At 69.2% G+C, this 18020-nt stretch carries 21 protein-coding genes; 8 read left to right on the forward strand and 13 right to left on the reverse strand.

Annotated elements, in window-relative coordinates:
- Positions 1 to 3: 3 nt before the first annotated feature.
- Positions 4 to 636, forward strand: a complete 633-nt coding sequence (locus KHC23_RS00285; RefSeq protein ID WP_246543935.1) for an NUDIX domain-containing protein — start codon at positions 4 to 6, stop codon at positions 634 to 636.
- Here KHC23_RS00285 and KHC23_RS00290 read toward each other — a convergent pair.
- From KHC23_RS00290 to KHC23_RS00325, 8 genes are all read right to left on the reverse strand, one after another.
- Positions 633 to 1496, reverse strand: a complete 864-nt coding sequence (locus tag KHC23_RS00290; RefSeq protein ID WP_213368153.1) for a C40 family peptidase — start codon at positions 1494 to 1496, stop codon at positions 633 to 635. The genes KHC23_RS00285 and KHC23_RS00290 overlap by 4 nt on opposite strands.
- Before the next feature lie 43 nt (positions 1497 to 1539).
- Positions 1540 to 1890: a MarR family transcriptional regulator gene (locus KHC23_RS00295; RefSeq protein ID WP_213368155.1), complete on the reverse strand. Its 351-nt coding sequence runs from the start codon at positions 1888 to 1890 to the stop codon at positions 1540 to 1542.
- A gap of 105 nt (positions 1891 to 1995) precedes the next feature.
- Positions 1996 to 3375, reverse strand: coding sequence for a leucyl aminopeptidase family protein (locus KHC23_RS00300; RefSeq protein WP_213368157.1), 1380 nt, complete (start codon positions 3373 to 3375; stop codon positions 1996 to 1998).
- A gap of 21 nt (positions 3376 to 3396) precedes the next feature.
- Positions 3397 to 3984 carry a histidine phosphatase family protein gene (locus tag KHC23_RS00305; protein ID WP_213368159.1) on the reverse strand — a complete coding sequence of 196 codons (588 nt, stop codon included), beginning with the start codon at positions 3982 to 3984 and terminating at the stop codon, positions 3397 to 3399.
- A complete protein-coding gene (locus KHC23_RS00310; protein WP_213368161.1) occupies positions 3981 to 4604 on the reverse strand; it encodes a hypothetical protein in 624 nt (207 codons plus the stop codon). Before KHC23_RS00310 ends, KHC23_RS00305 begins: the two co-directional genes overlap by 4 nt.
- 26 nt (positions 4605 to 4630) lie before the next feature.
- A complete protein-coding gene (gene fabI / locus KHC23_RS00315) occupies positions 4631 to 5446 on the reverse strand; it encodes an enoyl-ACP reductase FabI (RefSeq protein ID WP_213369028.1) in 816 nt (271 codons plus the stop codon).
- Positions 5447 to 5564: 118 nt separating this feature from the next.
- Positions 5565 to 6521: a DnaJ C-terminal domain-containing protein gene (locus KHC23_RS00320; RefSeq protein WP_213368163.1), complete on the reverse strand. Its 957-nt coding sequence runs from the start codon at positions 6519 to 6521 to the stop codon at positions 5565 to 5567.
- A gap of 90 nt (positions 6522 to 6611) precedes the next feature.
- Complete coding sequence (locus tag KHC23_RS00325; RefSeq protein WP_246543939.1) at positions 6612 to 7103, reverse strand: RT0821/Lpp0805 family surface protein; 492 nt, start codon at positions 7101 to 7103, stop codon at positions 6612 to 6614.
- A 39-nt stretch (positions 7104 to 7142) separates the two neighbouring features.
- Here KHC23_RS00325 and pdxH point away from each other — a divergent pair, with 39 nt between their 5' ends.
- The gene (pdxH, locus tag KHC23_RS00330; RefSeq protein ID WP_213368165.1) at positions 7143 to 7769 is read left to right on the forward strand and encodes a pyridoxamine 5'-phosphate oxidase; all 627 of its coding nucleotides are present in this window, start codon (positions 7143 to 7145) and stop codon (positions 7767 to 7769) included.
- A 65-nt stretch (positions 7770 to 7834) separates the two neighbouring features.
- Complete coding sequence (locus KHC23_RS00335; RefSeq protein WP_213368167.1) at positions 7835 to 8575, forward strand: SDR family NAD(P)-dependent oxidoreductase; 741 nt, start codon at positions 7835 to 7837, stop codon at positions 8573 to 8575.
- 56 nt (positions 8576 to 8631) lie between these two features.
- Here the strand turns inward: KHC23_RS00335 and KHC23_RS00340 are convergent, their stop codons facing one another.
- Together KHC23_RS00340 and KHC23_RS00345 are read right to left on the reverse strand one after the other, a co-directional pair.
- Positions 8632 to 9609: a magnesium transporter CorA family protein gene (locus tag KHC23_RS00340; protein WP_213368169.1), complete on the reverse strand. Its 978-nt coding sequence runs from the start codon at positions 9607 to 9609 to the stop codon at positions 8632 to 8634.
- A 237-nt stretch (positions 9610 to 9846) separates the two neighbouring features.
- Positions 9847 to 10092, reverse strand: a complete 246-nt coding sequence (locus tag KHC23_RS00345) for a hypothetical protein (protein ID WP_213368171.1) — start codon at positions 10090 to 10092, stop codon at positions 9847 to 9849.
- Positions 10093 to 10382: 290 nt separating this feature from the next.
- Here KHC23_RS00345 and KHC23_RS00350 point away from each other — a divergent pair, with 290 nt between their 5' ends.
- The gene (locus tag KHC23_RS00350; protein WP_246543941.1) at positions 10383 to 10985 is read left to right on the forward strand and encodes a L,D-transpeptidase; all 603 of its coding nucleotides are present in this window, start codon (positions 10383 to 10385) and stop codon (positions 10983 to 10985) included.
- 235 nt (positions 10986 to 11220) lie between these two features.
- Here the strand turns inward: KHC23_RS00350 and KHC23_RS00355 are convergent, their stop codons facing one another.
- Together KHC23_RS00355 and KHC23_RS00360 are read right to left on the reverse strand one after the other, a co-directional pair.
- A complete protein-coding gene (locus tag KHC23_RS00355; protein WP_213368173.1) occupies positions 11221 to 12603 on the reverse strand; it encodes an aminotransferase in 1383 nt (460 codons plus the stop codon).
- A 91-nt stretch (positions 12604 to 12694) separates the two neighbouring features.
- A complete protein-coding gene (locus KHC23_RS00360; protein WP_213368175.1) occupies positions 12695 to 14101 on the reverse strand; it encodes an extensin-like domain-containing protein in 1407 nt (468 codons plus the stop codon).
- Positions 14102 to 14158: 57 nt separating this feature from the next.
- On the opposite strand from KHC23_RS00360, the gene KHC23_RS00365 reads away from it, so the two are divergent.
- Positions 14159 to 14887 carry an HAD family hydrolase gene (locus tag KHC23_RS00365; protein ID WP_213368176.1) on the forward strand — a complete coding sequence of 243 codons (729 nt, stop codon included), beginning with the start codon at positions 14159 to 14161 and terminating at the stop codon, positions 14885 to 14887.
- A gap of 25 nt (positions 14888 to 14912) precedes the next feature.
- Entirely contained in the window at positions 14913 to 15698 is a 786-nt protein-coding gene (locus tag KHC23_RS00370; RefSeq protein ID WP_213368178.1) for a DUF1499 domain-containing protein, read from the forward strand.
- A gap of 35 nt (positions 15699 to 15733) precedes the next feature.
- Here the strand turns inward: KHC23_RS00370 and KHC23_RS00375 are convergent, their stop codons facing one another.
- Positions 15734 to 16645 (reverse strand): MBL fold metallo-hydrolase, encoded by a 912-nt coding sequence (locus KHC23_RS00375; protein ID WP_213368180.1) that lies wholly within the window; start codon positions 16643 to 16645, stop codon positions 15734 to 15736.
- 111 nt (positions 16646 to 16756) lie between these two features.
- Between KHC23_RS00375 and KHC23_RS00380 the strand changes: the two genes are divergently transcribed.
- Positions 16757 to 17371, forward strand: a complete 615-nt coding sequence (locus tag KHC23_RS00380; protein WP_213368182.1) for a carbonic anhydrase — start codon at positions 16757 to 16759, stop codon at positions 17369 to 17371.
- Positions 17372 to 17468: 97 nt separating this feature from the next.
- Positions 17469 to 18014: a YciE/YciF ferroxidase family protein gene (locus KHC23_RS00385; protein ID WP_213368184.1), complete on the forward strand. Its 546-nt coding sequence runs from the start codon at positions 17469 to 17471 to the stop codon at positions 18012 to 18014.
- Positions 18015 to 18020: the final 6 nt, after the last annotated feature.

Raw genomic sequence — 18020 nt, forward strand, 5'->3', positions numbered from 1 at the left:
GCAATGTTCGGCGAACTGGCCGACCGTTCGATCCCGTTCGAACTGACCGGCCCCGACGATGTCGGCACCGGCTTCCGCCCCTATCACCGCTTCACCGCGACGTTCGAGGGCGCCGGGGGCGCGCGGCTGCGCCAGCGGCGCGACATCCTGCGGGTGGGCGAGGTGGTGGGCGTGCTGGCCCATGATCCGCAAGCAGGCTGCTTCGTGTTCATCCGCCAGTTCCGCCTCGGCGCGCAACTGGCGACGGGCGCCGGCGAACTGGTCGAGATCGCCGCCGGTCTGATCGATCCGGGCGAGGACGCCGACGCGGCGGCACGGCGCGAATGCGTCGAGGAGATCGGCGTGGCGCCGCGTGCGCTGCTGCCGATCGCCCGCTTCCTGCCGACGCCCGGCGTGACCGACGAATACGCCACAATCTATCTCGGCCTCGTCGATTCCTCGCTGGTGCCGGACGTGGCCGGGGAACCGGGCGAGACCGAGCTGACGCGGCCCTTCCTGGTGCTGGTGGAGGACGCGCTGGCGAGCCTTGCCGCGCCTTCTCCCGCCCCTTTTGCCAATGGCTTCGTGCTGATCGCGCTGCAATGGTTCGCGTTGAACCGGGCGCGGGTGAACGCCTTCGTCGCGGCGAATGGCTAGAGACGGCGCACGGTGCGCAGTGGCGTGCCTGAAGCCTCGATGCGGGCCAGCGCGGCGCCGAGCGGCTCGCGCACCACCGACATGAAATGCGCGGTGGCGTGCAGCAGCGTGGCGCCATCCGCGACCATGCCGACATGGCCGGGCCAATAGAGCAGGTCGCCGCGCCGCAGTTCAGCGAGATCGCCGGAGAAGGCGACCGCGTTGCCGAGCGTGCTCTCCTGCATGTCGGTGTCGCGCGGGCAGGCCATACCGCAGGCATTCAGCGCGACCTGCACCAGACCCGAGCAGTCCAGCCCGAGGCTGGAGCGCCCGCCCCAGAGATAGGCGGCGCCGAGGAAGCGGCCGGCAACGTCCACGAAATCACCCTCGAACGTGTCGAGCGGCGCCAGATGGCCGGCGAAGACGAAGCCGCCCTCCACCGTCACCGCGAAGCGCTCGCGCGTGCCGGTGAGGGCGAGGCGGCTGCCGAAGGAGAGAAGCCCGGTCGGTGGCAGCTTGATCGAGGGGCCGGGAAACACCGGCGTGCGCAGCGCCACGACCTTGTGGGTCGGCGCCGGGCCCGCTGGCGCCAGCGCCTCGGCAGGGAGCCAGCCAACATACGAATCCGCGTCGAGCTGGCCCCAGGCCCAGCCCTCCATCGTGGTCTCGAACACCGTCACCGCCTCGCCGGCCAGCGTTTCCGTCACCAGCGGAGCCAGCGGGTCGGGCTCGCCGCGCACCGGCGCGGCGGGGCGGATGACGCGGTGGGGCTCCCCGGCGACGAAACGCTCGGCCGTCACCACGCCCTGGAGATGCAGAGCGGCAAGGTCCGGCCGGGCCGGGGTGAGGCGGGCGTCGAGACCGGCGGGAAGCGCGTTCATCGGGGCAAATTCATCGGTGTGGGTGTTCAACGAGCAACGGCGTTCATCTGGGAAGTGCCCTGGCGGTGGCGACGACGAGGTCGCCGAACCGCTCCACATAAAGCGCACCTTCCACCGTACGCTGGATAATGACATTGCGTCGATCCGCTTCGTCACGGCGGCGCGAGACGAAGCCGAGCTGCCCCATCGTGTCGAGCGCGCGGGTGATCACCGGCTTGGTGACGCCGAGCCGGGCGGCGAGGCCGCGCACCGTGTGTGGCGGTGCCTCCAGATAGACGCTGAGCAGAATGGCAAGCTGGCGCGGGCTCAGGTCGGGCGCGCCGTCGCGTACCTGCGCGAGCGACAGCTCGTGCAGGAGACGCAAAGCCTGCGATGGACGCAGTTCGACCGCCATTGGCCCGTTCCCGGTCCGCAATCGTTACGGCTGCGGATTGTTCCCCGGACTATGGCGGCTTCGCGGCGAAGAAAAGATTAACGCGGGCGCGGAGCTGACGTTGTGTCAGGCGCCGTAGCGCTCGGCGATCAGCGCGTCGAGCGCCCGGATGGTCTGCGCCTCGCCGCCCTCCGGCCGGCCGGGCCGCGTGGTCGGGTTCCAGGCGAAGATGTCGAGATGCAGCCAGGCGCCGGCGCGGGTGACGAAGCGCTGCAGGAACAGCGCCGCGGTGATGGAGCCGGCGAAGCCGCCGCTGGGAGCGTTGTTGAGGTCGGCGATCCTGCTGTCAAGCATCGAGGCATAGGGCGGCCACAGCGGCATGCGCCAGGACGGGTCGGCCTCGGCGGCGCCGTGGCGGGCAAGGTCGGCGGCCAGCGTATCGTCCCCGGTATAGGCGGGGGGCAGTTGCGGGCCGAGCGCGACGCGGGCGGCGCCGGTGAGCGTGGCGAAGTCGATCAGCAGTTCCGGCGCCTCCTCGTCGGCGAGGCTGAGCGCGTCGGCGAGGATCAGCCGGCCCTCGGCATCGGTGTTGCCGATCTCCACGGTGAGCCCCTTGCGCGAGGCGAACACATCACCGGGGCGGAAGGCCGAGCCGTCGATGGAATTTTCCACCGCCGGCACGATGAGGCGCAGCCGCACCTTCAGGGCACGCGCCATGATCATCTGCGCCAGGCCGATGGCGTTGGCGGCGCCGCCCATGTCCTTCTTCATCAGCAGCATGCCGCTCGACGGCTTTATGTCGAGCCCGCCGGTGTCGAAGGCGACGCCCTTGCCGACCAGCGTCACCTTCGGCGCGCCGGGGTCGCCCCAGCTGAGGTCGATGAGGCGCGGGGCACGGGGCGAAGCGCGCCCGACGGCGTGGATCAGCGGGAAGTTGGCGGCGAGCAGGTCGTCGCCGCTCGTCACCTCCACCTGCGCACCGAAGCGCGAGGCTAGAGCGCGCACCGCTGCCTCGATCTCGGCCGGGCCGAGATCGTTGGCCGGAGTGTTGACGAGATCGCGGGTCAGCGCCACGGCCTCGGCGGTGCGGCGCAGATAGGCCTCATCGGTCCCGTCGGGCACCACGAGGCGCACATCGGCCACCGGCCGCTTGCCGTAGCGGGTGAAGCGGTAACCCCCGAGCAGGAAGCCGAGCGCGGCAAGTCGCGGATCGGCGGGCGGATGGGCGATGGCGTAGTCGCCGGCCGGCAGCGTGGTGGCGAGCCGGCCGAAGGTCAGCGGGTCGCGCGGCGAGCCTTCGCAGCCGAACAGCACGCCGGCGATCGCCCCGTCCGCTGCCGGCAGCACCAGGAGCGCGCCGGCCTCGGCCTTGAAGCCGGTGGCCTCGCCGAAGGCGAGCGCCGGGGCAGGCAGGCCACCGGCCACCTCGCGCCAGTTCTGCGGCGTGACGCACCAGATCGGGCGGGGCGTGAGTGCCTCGTCGGCACGGATCAGCTGGACGCCCATCGCGTCACCTCCGGAGTGTGGTCAGGCGACGGCGAGTTCGAACGCGCCGTTCTCGATCAGATAGACGGCGCCCTGGCGGACGGGGAGTTCTACCGCCTGGGCCGGTGGCATGCCGGCGAAGGCGTGCAGCATGGCGCGCACCACGCCGCCATGGGTCACCACCACGCTGTCGCCGGCGAGTTCGCCGACGGCGGCCAGCACGCGGACCGACAGCTCGGTGTAGCTCTCCCCGCCGGGCGGGGTGAAGTTCCAGGGGTCGGCGTCGCGCGCGGCGAGGCTCACCGGGTCGCGCCGGCGCAGTTCCGGCCAGGTCGATCCCTCCCAACGGCCGAAGCCGATCTCGCGCAGCCGCGGGTCGCGGCGGAAGCCGTCGGGCGGGAGGCCAAGCTCGGCGCGCAGGATCGCCATGGTCTGCGAGGCACGGCTGAGCGGGCTCGCCACGAAGTCGAGATTGCGCGCGCCGCCGCTCAGGCGCTCGACCACCCGCGCGGTCTCCGCCGCCTGCTCGCGGCCGAGATCGTTGAGCGGGATGTCATGCGTGCCTTGCAGGCGGCCGGCGAGGTTCCAGTCGGTCTCGCCGTGCCGGACGAGAAAGATGCGCCGGGTCATTTGCGCGGAAAGCTCACGACATGCGTGTAGCTGATCCGCTTGAACGGGTAGGAGACCCGCAGCGTCGCCGTGGCGCCCGCCGGGGCGCGCCCCTTGTAGGTGACCAGCACGCCGCCGACCGGCTTGCCCAGGCAGCGATGCGAGCCGCCATCGACGCCCGTGGCGATGAACTTGCCGATGGTGAAGTGCAGCTTGACCCCCGGCGGTGCCGAAAGCACCTTCACCTGCGGCGCCTGCGTCATCTGGCACAGCGAATCGGCGGAGCCGGCGGCGAAGAGGACCGGGCCGTTGCCGCCGCCGGTGAGGAAGCCGCGCCGCTCATAATCGTTGCGCCCCCCGCTGGGGCTGACATAGCCGGGGAAGATCGCGCCGCCGAAGCCGAAGATGCGGTCCATCAGCGGGTATTGCTGGAAGGTCGGCGGCACCCCGCTGTCCTGCGCGTCCGGCGGCGGCACATAGGGAAGGCCGGAGAGCCCCGAGCCCGGCGGCGGGTTGATGATGATGGGCCCGGACTGTGCTGCGGCCGGTGTGGCGGCGAGGCCGCCCAGCGACAGCGCCGCGGCGACGAGGGCCGCGAGCCCGCAGGGACGGAAGAGCGTTATCAGGCGGGCCGTCATCATGGTGGGTGCTCCGCGTGTGGGTCGGCTCAGTCGCGATCGAGGGTGAGGTCGGGCGCGTCGGGATTCTTCATACCGACGATATGGTAACCCGCATCGACGTGATGCACCTCGCCGGTGACGGCGCGCCCGAGATCGGAGAGCAGGTACATGCCGGTATTGCCGACCTCGTCGATGGTGACGGTGCGGCGCAGCGGGGCGTTGAGCTCGTTCCACTTGAGGATGTAGCGGAAATCGCCGATGCCGGAGGCAGCCAGGGTCTTGATGGGACCGGCGGAAATGGCGTTGACGCGGATGTTCTTCGGACCGAGGTCGGCCGCGAGATAGCGCACGCTCGCCTCCAGCGCGGCCTTGGCGACGCCCATGACGTTGTAGTGCGGCATCCACTTCTCGGCGCCGTAATAGGTCAGGGTGAGCATCGAGCCGCCATCGGTCATCAGCTTCTCGGCGCGCTGCGCGACCGCGGTGAAACTGTAGCAGGAGATCAGCATGGTCTTGCTGAAATTATCCGCCGTGGTGTCGACATAGCGGCCGTCGAGCTCGTTCTTGTCGGAGAAGGCGATGGCGTGGACCAGGAAGTCCAGCCCGCCGAGCTGGCGCTCGGTCTCGGCGAACACCGCGTCGATAGTCGCCGGGTCGGTGACGTCGCAATGGCCGACGACGGCGGCATCGAGCTCGGCGGCGAGCGGCTCGACGCGCTTGCGCAGCGGTTCGCCCTGATAGGTGAGGGCGATCTTCGCCCCATGCGCGTGGGCCGCCTTCGCGATTCCCCAGGCAATGGAGCGGTTGTTCGCCACTCCCATCACCAGGCCGCGCTTGCCGCTCATCAATCCGCCCGATGCCATGCTCGTCACGATGCTCCGTACCGTTGCCCACGTGATTGGGCGCACGTTCCTATCGCACAGCAGCAGGGGCCGCTCAAGCGAGCGGTGGCGCGTGACCGCTTCCCATGAGCGACAGGGCTCAGCCGGCGCCCTCGCGCCGCCGCCGCATCAGCTCCTCCAGCTCCTTGTCCGGCGCATCGGGAAGCATGATCCGCGTGGTCGCCAGAAGGTCGCCCGCCGTGCCGCCCGCCTTGGGCAGACCCTTGCCGCGCAGACGGAACGTGCGGCCGGAATTGGTGTGGGCCGGCACCGACAGCTCGACCTCGCCGCTGAGCGTGGGTACCCGCACCTTGCCGCCGAGCACCGCGTCGACCAGCGGCAGCGCAACATCGGTGCGCAGGTCCGATCCCTCGATGCGGAAATGCCGGTGCGGGGCGTAGGAGACCACCACATAGGCATCGCCCGCCGGGCCGCCGAACGGGCTCGGCTCGCCCTGTCCCTTCAGGCGCATGCGGTGGCCCTCGACCACGCCGGCGGGGATCTTCACCTCGACGGTGCGCCCGCTCGGCAGGTGGACCTTCACCGAGCCGCCCTCGACCACCCGCTCCAGCGCGACCGGCACCTTGATGTCGATGTCGCCGCCGCGCGGAACCTCGCCGCCCGGGCCGCCGCGCCCGCGCCCACGCCCGCCAAGGCCGCCGAGTATGTCGGCGATCACGTCGTCGAAGCCGCCCGCATCATGGGGCGCGTGGCCGGAACGGCGCACGCCCTCCGGGCCGAACGAAAAACTCTCATAAGGATTTTCGGCCTGCGGTCCGCGACGGAAGCCGCGGTTGAAGCCGCCGCCGCCCGGAAAGCCCTCGAAGCCGCGCGGCTTGCCTTCGGCGTCGATCTCGCCGCGGTCGAACTGGCCGCGCTTCTCGACATCGGACAGGATCTCGTGCGCGGTGTTCAGCTCGGCGAACTGCTCCTGCGCCTTCGGGCTGTCCTTGTTGGCGTCCGGGTGCAGCTTCTTGGCGAGCTTGCGGAAAGCCCGCTTGATTTCGTTCTGGTCGGCGTTGCGAGCGACGCCGAGGATTTCATAGGGATCGCGCATGGATGGTGATCTCGTCCGGCGGTTCCGGCTCTCGACCATGTAGTCACGGTGTTGCCGCGATGCAACGGCCATAGGCGCCGTTGTGTGTGCTCAGCCCCGTTCGAGCAGCCGCGCCTGGTCGACCTTCCAGCCACTCTTGCCGGCCTTGCAGGCCTCCCCCTGCAGCCAGTCCTCGCCCGTCTCGCGCACGAAGCTCATCAGGAATTCGCGGCACTTGCCGCGCTCGCCGGAGGGCTGCCCGGCCAGCGGGGTGACGGTGCCGCGCGTGGCACTGGCGACGTTCTCCCACGGCACGCTAGGGGCGGCTTCCTTTTCGTGGAGCGCTTCGGCCAGAGCCGTGCGGGCGGCAGCCCAGTCGTCGGGCGCGATGCCCTTCGGCACCGGCTCGCGGGCATAGGCGCGGGGGGTCACCGAGCCCGTCGCCAGCGTGTCGAGGTCCGGCCCGGTCGAGCAGCCGCCGAGAAGGAGGGTGCCGGCGACCAAAGTCAGCGCGCAGGGTGCTGTGCGGAACGATGCTGCGGGCTTATATGGGAGGCCGGTGCCTGCCTCGCCCTGTGCCGTCCGCCGCCACCTGTGGAACATGCCCATGGGTCCCGTACTCAACCGTCCGAAGATGCCCCTATGGAAGCGCCCGAACAGTTAACATCCGGTGATTTCACCGCCTCGACGGAGCCTTTCCTGCTGTTCGAGGAATGGTTCGCGCAGGCCAAGGAGAGCGAGCCGAACGATCCCAACGCCATGGCGCTCGCCACCGTCGACGCCGACGGCCTGCCCGATGTGCGCATGGTGCTGCTCAACCAGCGCGACGCGCGCGGCTTCGTGTTCTTCACCAATACCGGCAGCGCCAAGGGGCGCGAGCTGGCGGCCGTGCCGAAGGCGGCGGCGGTGTTCCACTGGAAGTCGCTGCGCCGGCAGGTGCGGCTGCGCGGCCCGGTGGAAACGGTGAGCGAGGCGGAGGCCGATGCTTATTTCGCCTCGCGCCCGCGGCTGTCGCAGATCGGCGCCTGGGCGAGCCAGCAGTCGCGCCCGCTGGAGGGGCGTTTCGCGCTGGAGGCGGCGGTGGCGAAATTCACGGCGCAATATGCGCTGGGATCGGTGCCGCGCCCGGCGCACTGGACCGGCTTCCGCATCCGCCCGCTGCAGATCGAGTTCTGGCACGACCGGCCGTTCCGCCTACACGACCGCGTCGTGTTCGCCCGCGACACTGCCGACACGCCGGATTGGACCAAGATCAGGCTTTTCCCGTGAGTGGCCCCCTTCCCCGGGCGGCTTTGTCCCTGACACCGCCCCGTCGCTGAGCTAAGACATCGCCCATGAACAACCAGCCTCGCCGCACCCTTCTGCTCACCGGCGCCTCGCGCGGCATCGGCCATGCCACGGTCAAGCGTTTCTCGGCCGCGGGGTGGCGCGTCATCACCTGCTCGCGCCATGCCTTCCCGGAGAACTGCCCGTGGGAGATGGGGCCGGAGGACCATATCCAGGTCGACCTCTCCGACCCGGCGGACACGCTGCGGGCGGTGGACGAGATCAAGGACCGGCTGGCCAATGGCGAGTTGCACGCGCTGGTCAACAATGCCGGCATCTCGCCCAAGGGGCAGGGCGGCGCCCGGCTCGGCACGCTGAACACGCCGGAGGAAGACTGGCGGCGGGTGTTCCAGGTGAATTTCTTCGCGCCGATCCTGCTGGCGCGCGGTCTGCTGGAGGAACTGAAGCGCACCCATGGCGCGGTGGTGAACGTCACCTCGATCGCCGGCTCGCGGGTTCATCCCTTCGCGGGGGCGGCCTACGCCACCTCGAAGGCGGCGCTTGCCGGGCTCACCCGCGAGATGGCGGCCGATTTCGGCCGGCTGGGGGTGCGGGTGAACGCCATCGCGCCCGGCGAGATCGACACCTCCATCCTCTCGCCGGGGACCGAGAAGATCGTCGAGCAGATCCCGATGCAGCGGCTCGGCACGCCCGACGAGGTGGCCAAGATCATCTATGTGCTGTGCACCGACACCTCGTCCTATCTGAACGGGGCGGAAATCCACATCAATGGCGGCCAGCACGTCTGAGGCGGCGCGGGCACCATCCGCTGTGCGCGGGTCTCCGGCCCCGTTGGGGCGCTGGTCTACATCCACCGCTTCCACTTGAAGAACAGATAAGGTCCCACGGCTGCCGCCAGCATGCCGAGGAGGGCGATGGGATAGCCCCAGCGATCGTCGAGTTCGGGCATGTGCTGGAAGTTCATGCCGTAGACCGAGGCGATCAGTGTCGGCGGCATGAACACCACCGAGAGCACCGCGAAGATCTTGATGATGTTGTTCTGCTCGATGCCCACCATGCCGAGCGTGGCGTCGAGCAGGAAGGTGATCTTGCTGCCGAGATAGGACACGTGGTCGGTTAGCGAGGCGACGTCGCGCTGCATGCTCTTCAGCAACGCGCGCTGGTCCTTGTCGAAGCGTTGCGCCTCGCCCTCGGTGTACAGGAAGGTGACGAGGCGCCCCATCGAGACCAGGCTCTCGCGGACCTTGGAGGCGAGGTCGCCGCGCCGCCCGAGCTGCTTGAGGATGGTGCGGAACCGCTGGCTGTCGCCCGAGCGCTCCGATTCAGGCTCCAATACCTGACGCGAGACGGCGTCGATATCGGCCGACAACCGTTCGATGATGTCGGCGGCACGGTCGATGATGGTGTCGAGCATGATCAGCAGCAGCCGCTCGCCCTGGATGCCTGGCGCGCAGATGCGGTCGAGCTTGGCGACGACGAGGCGGAAGGGCCGGGGCTCGTCATAGCGCACCGTGGTGAGACGATGGCCGGCGAGGATGAAGGAAATCTCGGCGAGGGCAGGACGCTCCCCCTCGCTGTTGCAGACGATGGCGCCGGTCATGTAGCGCGCGCCGTTTTCCACCCGCAGCCGGCTGGAAGGCTCGATCTCCACCATCTCCTCGCGCGTCGGCACCGAAATGCCGAGGGCGGCCTCAATGGTCCGGTCCTCGCCCTCGCCGGGGCGGAACAGGTCGACCCAGACAGCGTCGGGGGGAATGTTCGATCCGGCCGGCACAGGTACCGAAGCGAGAGCACCGTCTCGCAGGCAATAGGCAGTGATCATGGCCGCTCCGACTCGCTCGTGTCGGCGCCGACCATGCTCTGGTTCGCAGGCGGATTCCAGCCGGCCCCGCGCCGCAGGCACAGGGCCGGCCCGTTGCAGTCGCTCCGGCTGAACCGGTCGGCGAAACCCGCGAAACCCGGGCGCACGCAGGCGTCGCGCCCGGTCGGCGGCGATTCGTCTTCCAACGGCTCTGGGAGAGGAGGCGGCGGTCGCAGCCCGGCCGTTTGGCCGGCGGCGTCAGGCCGCGAAATATTCTACGTCGCGAAGCGTGACGACTTTGGTTTCCGCATCTTCGGTCCGCGCCGCGCCCGTAATGGGGGCATCGGATACCGTCTTCGTCTGGGTGGCGTAGCGGGCCGCAGCGGCAACCGCGGAAATGCCGATCTCGCGCCAATGGGCACTCTGCTGTGAACGGTCCCAGCGTTGGCTGGGGCGGGGCTCGTCAGCCTGGCTCTGTTGGGCCGGGCTTTCTTCGGTAGACATGGTTCTCTCCAAGGTTGATCGCCCGATCCGGGCGAATGTCGACCAAGTGGGCGTCGACTGCGTCAAAAATATGCAAAGTCGCGGTCGGAGATAAGGCCTCACGCTACGTACGGCGGGTTTTGCGGGTTTCTCGACCTCTTCCAACGGAACTGAGGTTTTTCCGCAACAACTTGTGGCGACGAACCGGTGTCGATCATGTGGCCCCTTCAAGGCGGGTCCCACATGGGCTAATCGACATTGGCGAGCGGTTCGACGCGCGAGGCGCGTGGCGGGGATTCGGAGCTTTGAAAATGGTTTTGCGCGGGGCGGTGGTTGTCCTGTTGGCGGTTCTTCTCGGCGCTTGCAGCAATGCGCAGCGGCAGCCGGCGCCCGAGGCGTCGCTGACGCCGCGGGATAAGAAACTGCTCGCCAATGCACCGTACAAGAAGGTGCTGCCGCCGGAGATGTACCAGCGGTCGATCGTCGATTATGCCGGCACCGAAAAGCCCGGCACCATCGTCGTCGATACCGATAAGAAGTTCCTCTATCTCGTCGAAAGCGACGGCAAGGCGATTCGCTACGGCGTGACCGTCGGCGAGGAAGGACTCGCGTTCAAGGGCGAGGCCAAGGTCGGCCGCAAGGCCGAATGGCCGACCTGGACCCCGACGCCCGAGATCAAGCAGCGCCTCGCCGGCATTCCCAACTTCGTCGGCCCCGGCCCGCACAATCCGATGGGCGCGCGGGCGCTGTACCTGTTCCAGGGTAACAAGGACACGCTGTTCCGCATTCACGGCACCAACCAGCCGGAATATATCGGCCAGGCGATTTCCTCCGGGTGCATCCGCATGCTGAACGAGGACGTGATCGACCTCTACACCCGCGTTCCGCAGGGGGCCAACGTCGTCGTTCTCTGACGCGGGCGACACGCTTCATATGAAAAGGGCGCTGCCGGCGGCAGCGCCCTTTTTGTTTGCGCCGAGGGGTTCTCGTCAGCCGTCTCCGCCAGATGGCCGTCACGGCCGGGCTTGACCCGGCCATTCATGTCTTGACATCCACGTCCTGCCCGACGCGGGTTGTGTGGACAGTCGTGGACCCCGGGCCAAACCCGGGGATGACGTTGCTCCGGGATCTTGGCCGCGTTACCGGGCCTCACGCCGCCAGAAGTTTCTCGCGCACGGCGTAGTCGAGGGTCATGTCGAGCGCCCGGGTGAGGCGGTCGAACAGTTCGTCGATCTCCGCCGGCGAGATGACCAGAGGCGGGCAGATCGTGACCGCATCGCCGAACACATTGCGCAGGATCAGCCCTTCCTGCTGGCAGAAGGCGACGCATTTGGCCGCCATGCCGAGCTTGGGGTCGAACTGGTGCTTGCCCTTCTTGTCGGCCACCAACTCGATGCCGGCGACCAGCCCCTTGCCGCGCGCCTCGCCGACCAGCGGGTGGTCCTCCAGCGCGGCGCGGCGGGCGTCGAATTGCGGGATCTTGGCCCGCACGCGCTCGAAGATGCTCTCGCGCTCATAGATTTCCAGCGTCTTCACCGCCACCGCGGCGGCCACCGGATGGCCGGAATAGGTGTAGCCATGGCCGAAGCTGCCGAGCTTGCCGCTCTCGGCCAGCATGGCCTGGTACATTTCCTCGGGGATCATCACCGCGCCGATCGGCTGGTAGGCCGAGGACAGTGCCTTGGCGATCGAGATCGAATCGGGCCGCATCTCCATCGCCTCGCAGCCGAAGGCGGTGCCGAGACGGCCGAAGCCGGTAATGACCTCGTCGCCGATGAAGAACACGTCGTACTTCTTCAGCACGTCCTGGATCTTCGGGTAATAACTCTTCGGCGGCACGATCACCCCGCCCGCGCCCATCACCGGCTCGGCGATGAAGGCGGCGACCGTCTCCGGGCCCTCGGCGAGAATCAGCGCTTCGAGTTCGGCGGCGAGGCGGGTGGCGAAATCCTCCTCGCTCTCCCCCTCCTCCGCCAGGCGGTAATGGTGCGGGCAGGTGGTGTGCCGCACCCCGGCGATCGGCAGGTCGAAGTCATTGTGGTTGCCGGCCAGCCCGGTCAGCGAGGCCGAGGCGATGGTCACGCCGTGATAGGCGCGCATGCGGGAGATGATTTTCTTCTTCTTCGGCCGGCCCAGCGCGTTGTTCATGTACCAGACGAGCTTCATCTGGGTGTCGTTGGCCTCGGACCCGGAATTGGTGAAGAACACCTTGGAAATCGGCACCGGGGCCATTTCCTTCAGCTTCTCGGCCAGCTCGATCGCGGGGTCGTGGCTCTTGCCGCCGAAGATGTGGGTAAAGGGCAGCTTGCGCATCTGCGTCGCCGCCGCTTCCACCAGTTCTTCATTGCCGTAGCCGAGCGCGGTGCACCAGAGACCGGCCATGCCCTCAAGATAGGGCTTGCCGTCCACATCGTGCACCCACACGCCCTTGCCGCGTTCAAGGATAAGCGGACCGGTCTCGCGTACGGTGACGAGATTGGTATAGGGGTGGATCAGCGTCTCGACGTCGCGAGCCTGAAGATTGGTGAGCATGGCAGCTACTCCGCCGACCGGGTGGAACCGGTGCTCACCCTAGAGCGCCTGCGGGCGCGCCGGAAGCGCGCCCTTGGTCGGAGCCGTCGCGCTATTGACTTGTCCCGGGGGATTCGAGGGCAGGCGAGGTGTCCGGATCCGCAGGCATCGGGCTCTTCGCGGCCTCCGTCTGGTCGGACGCCGCTGGAATCTCCGGCTTTCTGGGCGGGCTGGGCGCCTTGGCCCTCGTGTCAGCGACGGCCCAGCGGCAGAGTACCGCACCGCTGCGCCGCTCGGCGCGGTCCACATGCAAATGCAACTCGTGATAGCCGTCCGAACCTGGGCCGAGAATGGTGGTGAAGTCGGCGCAGGCGCTGGCCTTCAGCGATTCCTGGAAGGCGACCGGCATCGGCTGGTCGGCGCTGCCCGCCGCCGGGGTGCCGATGACGAAGCGGCGCCCGTCCGTCAACACATACCCGCGCGTGTCGATGGCGTTGCCCCGGCCATGCTCGCTGATCTTGGCGCCGGCGACCCGGTTGCGTGGCCGGCATTGCTGCGAGGCGGCGACCAGCACCTTGTCCAATGGCGCGCCGAGAGTGGCGACGGCCGGCTCCACGCCGTCGCGCAGCCAGCGGGCAACGGCTGCCGCCATCTCGCAGCGCAGCGTCGCCGCCGGCTCCAGCGTCACCAGCCGGCCGTCCTTCATCCGCACCGCCGAAAGGCTGACGCCGCGGTCGACGGTGCAGGCGGTGTTGGTCGCCGTCACCGCGACCGGGGTGAAGACGCCGAGGTCCTCGTTCGACAGTTCCGGGCAGATGGTGGGCACGGCAGTGGCCCGGGGCTCGGATGTCTGCGGCTCGCCGGAGGGGCGGGACACGGGCGGCGGTACCGGGGGCAGGGCGGCGATCTGGCGCTCCGGCCCGGGCATGGGCAGGGGGATCGGCGCGGACGGCGCGACATTCGCCGAGGCGGTGGCGGCCTGCATTCGCGCGGCCCCTTCTGACTTGGCCCGATCCGGCGCGACCGGCTCCGGCGCGTCGGGCGCCTCGTCCGTGGCGCCCTCCGGATGGATTCCCCCCTGCTGCGGGGCGGCAACGACCGGCTTTGACGGCCGGCTCGAAGGCGGCCCTATCGACGCGGCGGCGGGCGGCGGGGCGGCATGCGGCGGGGCGAGCGTCACGGGGGCAGAGACGGCGGTGTCGGCGGCGGTGTCCTTGGCCGCCGGAACCGCCGCGTCGGCGCGCGCTCCCTCCTCACTGGGGCGCCGGGGCGGCAGCGGAATGGCCGTGCTGACATTTGGCTTTCTGGCGCGGGTACTGCGCCTGGCCGGCTTCTCCGGCGCGACGCCGAGCCAGTCGCCGAGCTGGCGGTTGACGGCGGTGCCGGCTTCGTCGATGGAGCGCTTCAGCTCCTGCATCGGCTCGGCCGACAGCGGGAACGTGCCCGCCATCAGCAGGGCGAGGCCCGCTAACCCGGAGCGGGGAAAAAAGCGTCCGGATGGGAGCGAGGAGAAATCCATGCTATCAGGCCTCCACCTGCAGGCATTACGCCGGAACCAACCGGATTGCGTCCTACCGTGAACGCCCCACACGCCATTCTGTTCGACAAGGACGGTACTCTTGTCGACTTCGACCTTACCTGGGGGCCGGCGGCCGGTGCGGTGATGCGCCGTCTCGCCGGCGACGACGCCCTGATTCTGGACCGGCTGTTCGGTGCCAGCCACTATCTGGCCGAGGAGCGGCGCTTCCTGCAGACCTCGCCGCTGATCGCCGGTTCCTCGCGCCAGTACGGCCCGCTCTGGGCCGATATCCTCGCGCGCCGCGCCGATTCGGACTTCTATCACGAGGTGGACCGCCTGTTCCGCGAGGAGGGGGAGCGGTTCCTCACCCCGATCGGCCGGCCGGCGGAAACGCTGGCGCGGCTGCATGCCTTCGGCCTGCCGCTCGGCATCGCCACCAATGACGCGGAGCCCAATGCGCGGCTGCAGGTCGATCGGCTCGGCCTCGCACCCTATGTGCGGGCGGTGTACGGCCATGATTCGGGCTACGGCTCCAAGCCGTCGCCCGGCATGGTGCAGGCGTTCAGTGCCTTCATCGGCCTTCCTGTGGCGTCCATCGCGCTGGTCGGCGACACGCGGCACGATCTCGACACCGCCCGCGCCGCCGGCGCGATGGCGGTGCTTGTGCGCTGCGGGCCGAGCCCCGTGGACGCCTTCGCCCATGAGGCCGACCTCGTCGTCGACACGGTGGAGGAACTCGCCGAACTGATCCTCGCCGGGGCGCAATTGCGGGTCGCCGTCGCGTGAGGCGGGGCAGGGGGAGCGCCCAGCGATGATCCGCCGGCGGCTTTACATCGATGAGCGCATGTCGCGGCTCGCCGTCTGGAGCCTGCGCGCCGCCATCTTCGCCTTTCCGGTGACCTTCATCGGGGTGGTGCTCTACGCCACCGAAACGCTGGATTTCCAGAGCGCGCTCTACACCGTGCTGGCAGGCGTCGCCGTGGCGGTGCTGGCGCTGCTGCTGGCGCTGGCCGGTTTCGTGGTGATATGGAACGAGGGACTGAAGGGCCTCTGGCGGGTGATCGGGGCCGCCGCGCTGGCGCTGGTGCTGATCACGCCGACGGCGACCCTTGCCGCGCTCGGCATGGCCGTGCGCAACCTGCCGGACGTGACCACCGACACGCGGGACCCGCCGGACTTTGTCACTCTCGGCACCGTCCGCTCGCGCACCGCCAACAGCCTGGTCTATCCTGGCGACCGGCTGGCCGTGGTCCAGCTCGACCTCTATCCCGGTATCAAGCCGATCACCTTCGACGCGCCGGCCGACGCGATTTTTCGCGGGCTGCTGACGCTGGCCAAGCGCCACAAATGGCTGGTGGTCGACGCCGTGCCGCCGCGCGAGGGCCGCGACGGGCGGATCGAGGCCGTGGCGCGCAGCCTGCCCTTCGGCCTGCGCGACGACCTTGTGATCCGGGTGCGCGGCACGGCCACCGGCACCCGCGTCGACATGCGCTCCACGGCGCGCAGCGGCGAGGCCGATTTCGGCTCGAATGCGCGCCGCATCTCCCAGCTCTTCGCCGAGCTTGCCGACCAGCAGGGCCGACCGTTGCGCCGCTAGCGCGCCATGGGCGGGCGCACGGCAACGAGAGAGCTTCAGGGCAGGCGATAGATGCCTTCCCGCAGCGCCGGCCCGTCGGTGAGCACGTCGCCGCGTTCCACCAGGTCTTCGAGATGGGCCAGGGTCGAGAGTCCCGCCGCCCCTGCGAGGCGCGGGTCGAGGCCGAAATAGATCGCCCGCACGATATCCGGAATCGACCGCGGCCCGCGCTCCAGCGCCCGCAAAATTGCCGTCTCGCGCGCCTGGCGGTGGCGCAGGAAGCGCTCGACGAAGGCGGGCCCCTGCGCGATCGCCCCGCCATGGCCGGGCAGGTACAGCGTCTCCGGCCGTGCACCGAGACGGCGCAGCGAGCCCATATAGTCGTTCATCGAGCCGTCCGGCGGCGCCACCACGGTGGTGGACCAGCCCATGACATGGTCGCCGACGAAAACGGCCCCCTCCCGCTCCAGCACGAAGGCCATGTGGTTGGCGGTGTGGCCGGGCGTCGCCAGCGCCGACAGCGCCCAGCCGGCGCCCTCGATCCTGGCGCCGTCGGCCAGGGCAACATCGGGCAGGAAGGAACGGTCGCCGGAGGAATCGAGCGTGGCGGCCTCTCGCTCGTGCAGCGGGCGGGCGGCGCGGTGCGGGCCCTCGGCGTAGGACGGCGCCCCGGTCGCCGCCTTGAGCGCCGCCAGCGCGCCGCTGTGGTCGCGATGGGTGTGGGTGAGGAAAATATGCGTCACCTTCTCGCCGCGCACCGCGTCGAGCATGGCGGCGAGATGGGCGGCATCGTCCGGCCCTGGGTCGATGATCGCCACCTCGCCGCGTCCCACGATGTAGCTGCAGGTGCCGGTGAAGGTGAATGGACCCGGATTGGGCGCCAGCACGCGCCGTACGCTGGGCGCGACCTCCTCGACAACACCCGGGACAGCGTTGAAGCGCCGGTCGAAGGGAATGTTCTCGGCCATCTCTGTCTCCCTCGCGCCACGGCGCTGCCGGTCGGGCCAGACCTGGTTTGCGCGCCGGCCCCGGCACGTCTATTCAGCTACTGCGCGGCCTGCCTATCGCAAGGGTGAGGGATGGACAAACTGCTCAATGGTTATCGCCGCTTTCGTGCCACCTCGTGGCCGGAACGCAAGGCGCTTTTCGAGAGACTGGCGGCCCTTGGGCAGAAGCCCGATACGCTGGTCATCGCCTGTTCGGACAGCCGGGTCGATCCGACGATGATCTTCGACGCCGGGCCGGGCGAATTGTTCGTCGTGCGCAACGTGGCCAATCTGGTGCCGCCCTATCTGACACCGGACCACCAGCATCACGGCACCAGCGCGGCGATCGAGTTCGCCGTCCGGGTTCTGGAGGTGCGGGAGATCGTCGTGCTCGGCCACGCGCTGTGCGGCGGTGCCGGGGCGCTGGTCGACGGCGCCCCACCGCAGGCGCAGGACTTCCTGCCCGACTGGATCCGCATCGCCGGGCCGGCGCGCGACATTGCCCTCAAGCTCAGCGACGATCCCGCCGAGCGGCGCACCATCCTCGAATACGAATGCGTCAAGCTCTCGCTGCGTAATCTCGAAACCTTCCCCTGGGTGCGCGAGCGGATCGAGGATGGAAGGCTGACGCTGCAGGGTGCCTATTTCGCGGTGGCGACCGGCGTGCTCGAACGGCTGCGCCCGGATGGAGCCTTCCAGCCGGCCTAATACTTTCGGCGCACAGGGACGGAACCCTGGCGCCCGTCCCCGCGTTTCTCCGTCGGCCGGTTTCACTGGCCCATGAACCAAGGCGGGAGGACGTGCCGTGGGATTGCTTTCGAAAGACATCAGGTCACTCGATGACCTCCTGATTCAGGGCCTGGGCGAACTGCTCTATACCGAGCGCCGGATCGCCAAGACCCTTTCTTTGATGTCCGGCAAGGCCTCCGACGCGGCGCTGCGACGTGAGATCGAGCAGTGCCGGGCCGCTGCCGTCGGCAATATCGCCAAGATCGAGGAGGTCTGCCGGCGGCGCGACTGCAGCCCGCGCGTGCTGGAATCGCCGGCGATCGATGGGATCTTCATCAGCGAGGAGGAACTCGCCGGCGAGATCGAAGATTGCCATGTGCTCGACATCGCCATTGCCGGCGCGGTCCAGGCCGCCGCAGCCTATACGGCGGCGCGTTATGCCACGCTGATGGGACGCCTGTCGGGTCTCGGGCGCCCCGATTGTGGCCGGCTGCTGCAGGCCGGGCTCCTCCACCACCAGCGGGCGGCGGACACCATGCGGCTGCTCGCCGACCAGCGCCTGAACGAGCGAGCGCTCCGCCGCGGCGGCCGGGGCTCGGTGCCGGTGGCGATCGCCAGCTGATGCGGA

The sequence above is a fragment of the Ancylobacter dichloromethanicus genome, assembly GCF_018390645.1.
GTDB lineage: Bacteria > Pseudomonadota > Alphaproteobacteria > Rhizobiales > Xanthobacteraceae > Ancylobacter > Ancylobacter dichloromethanicus.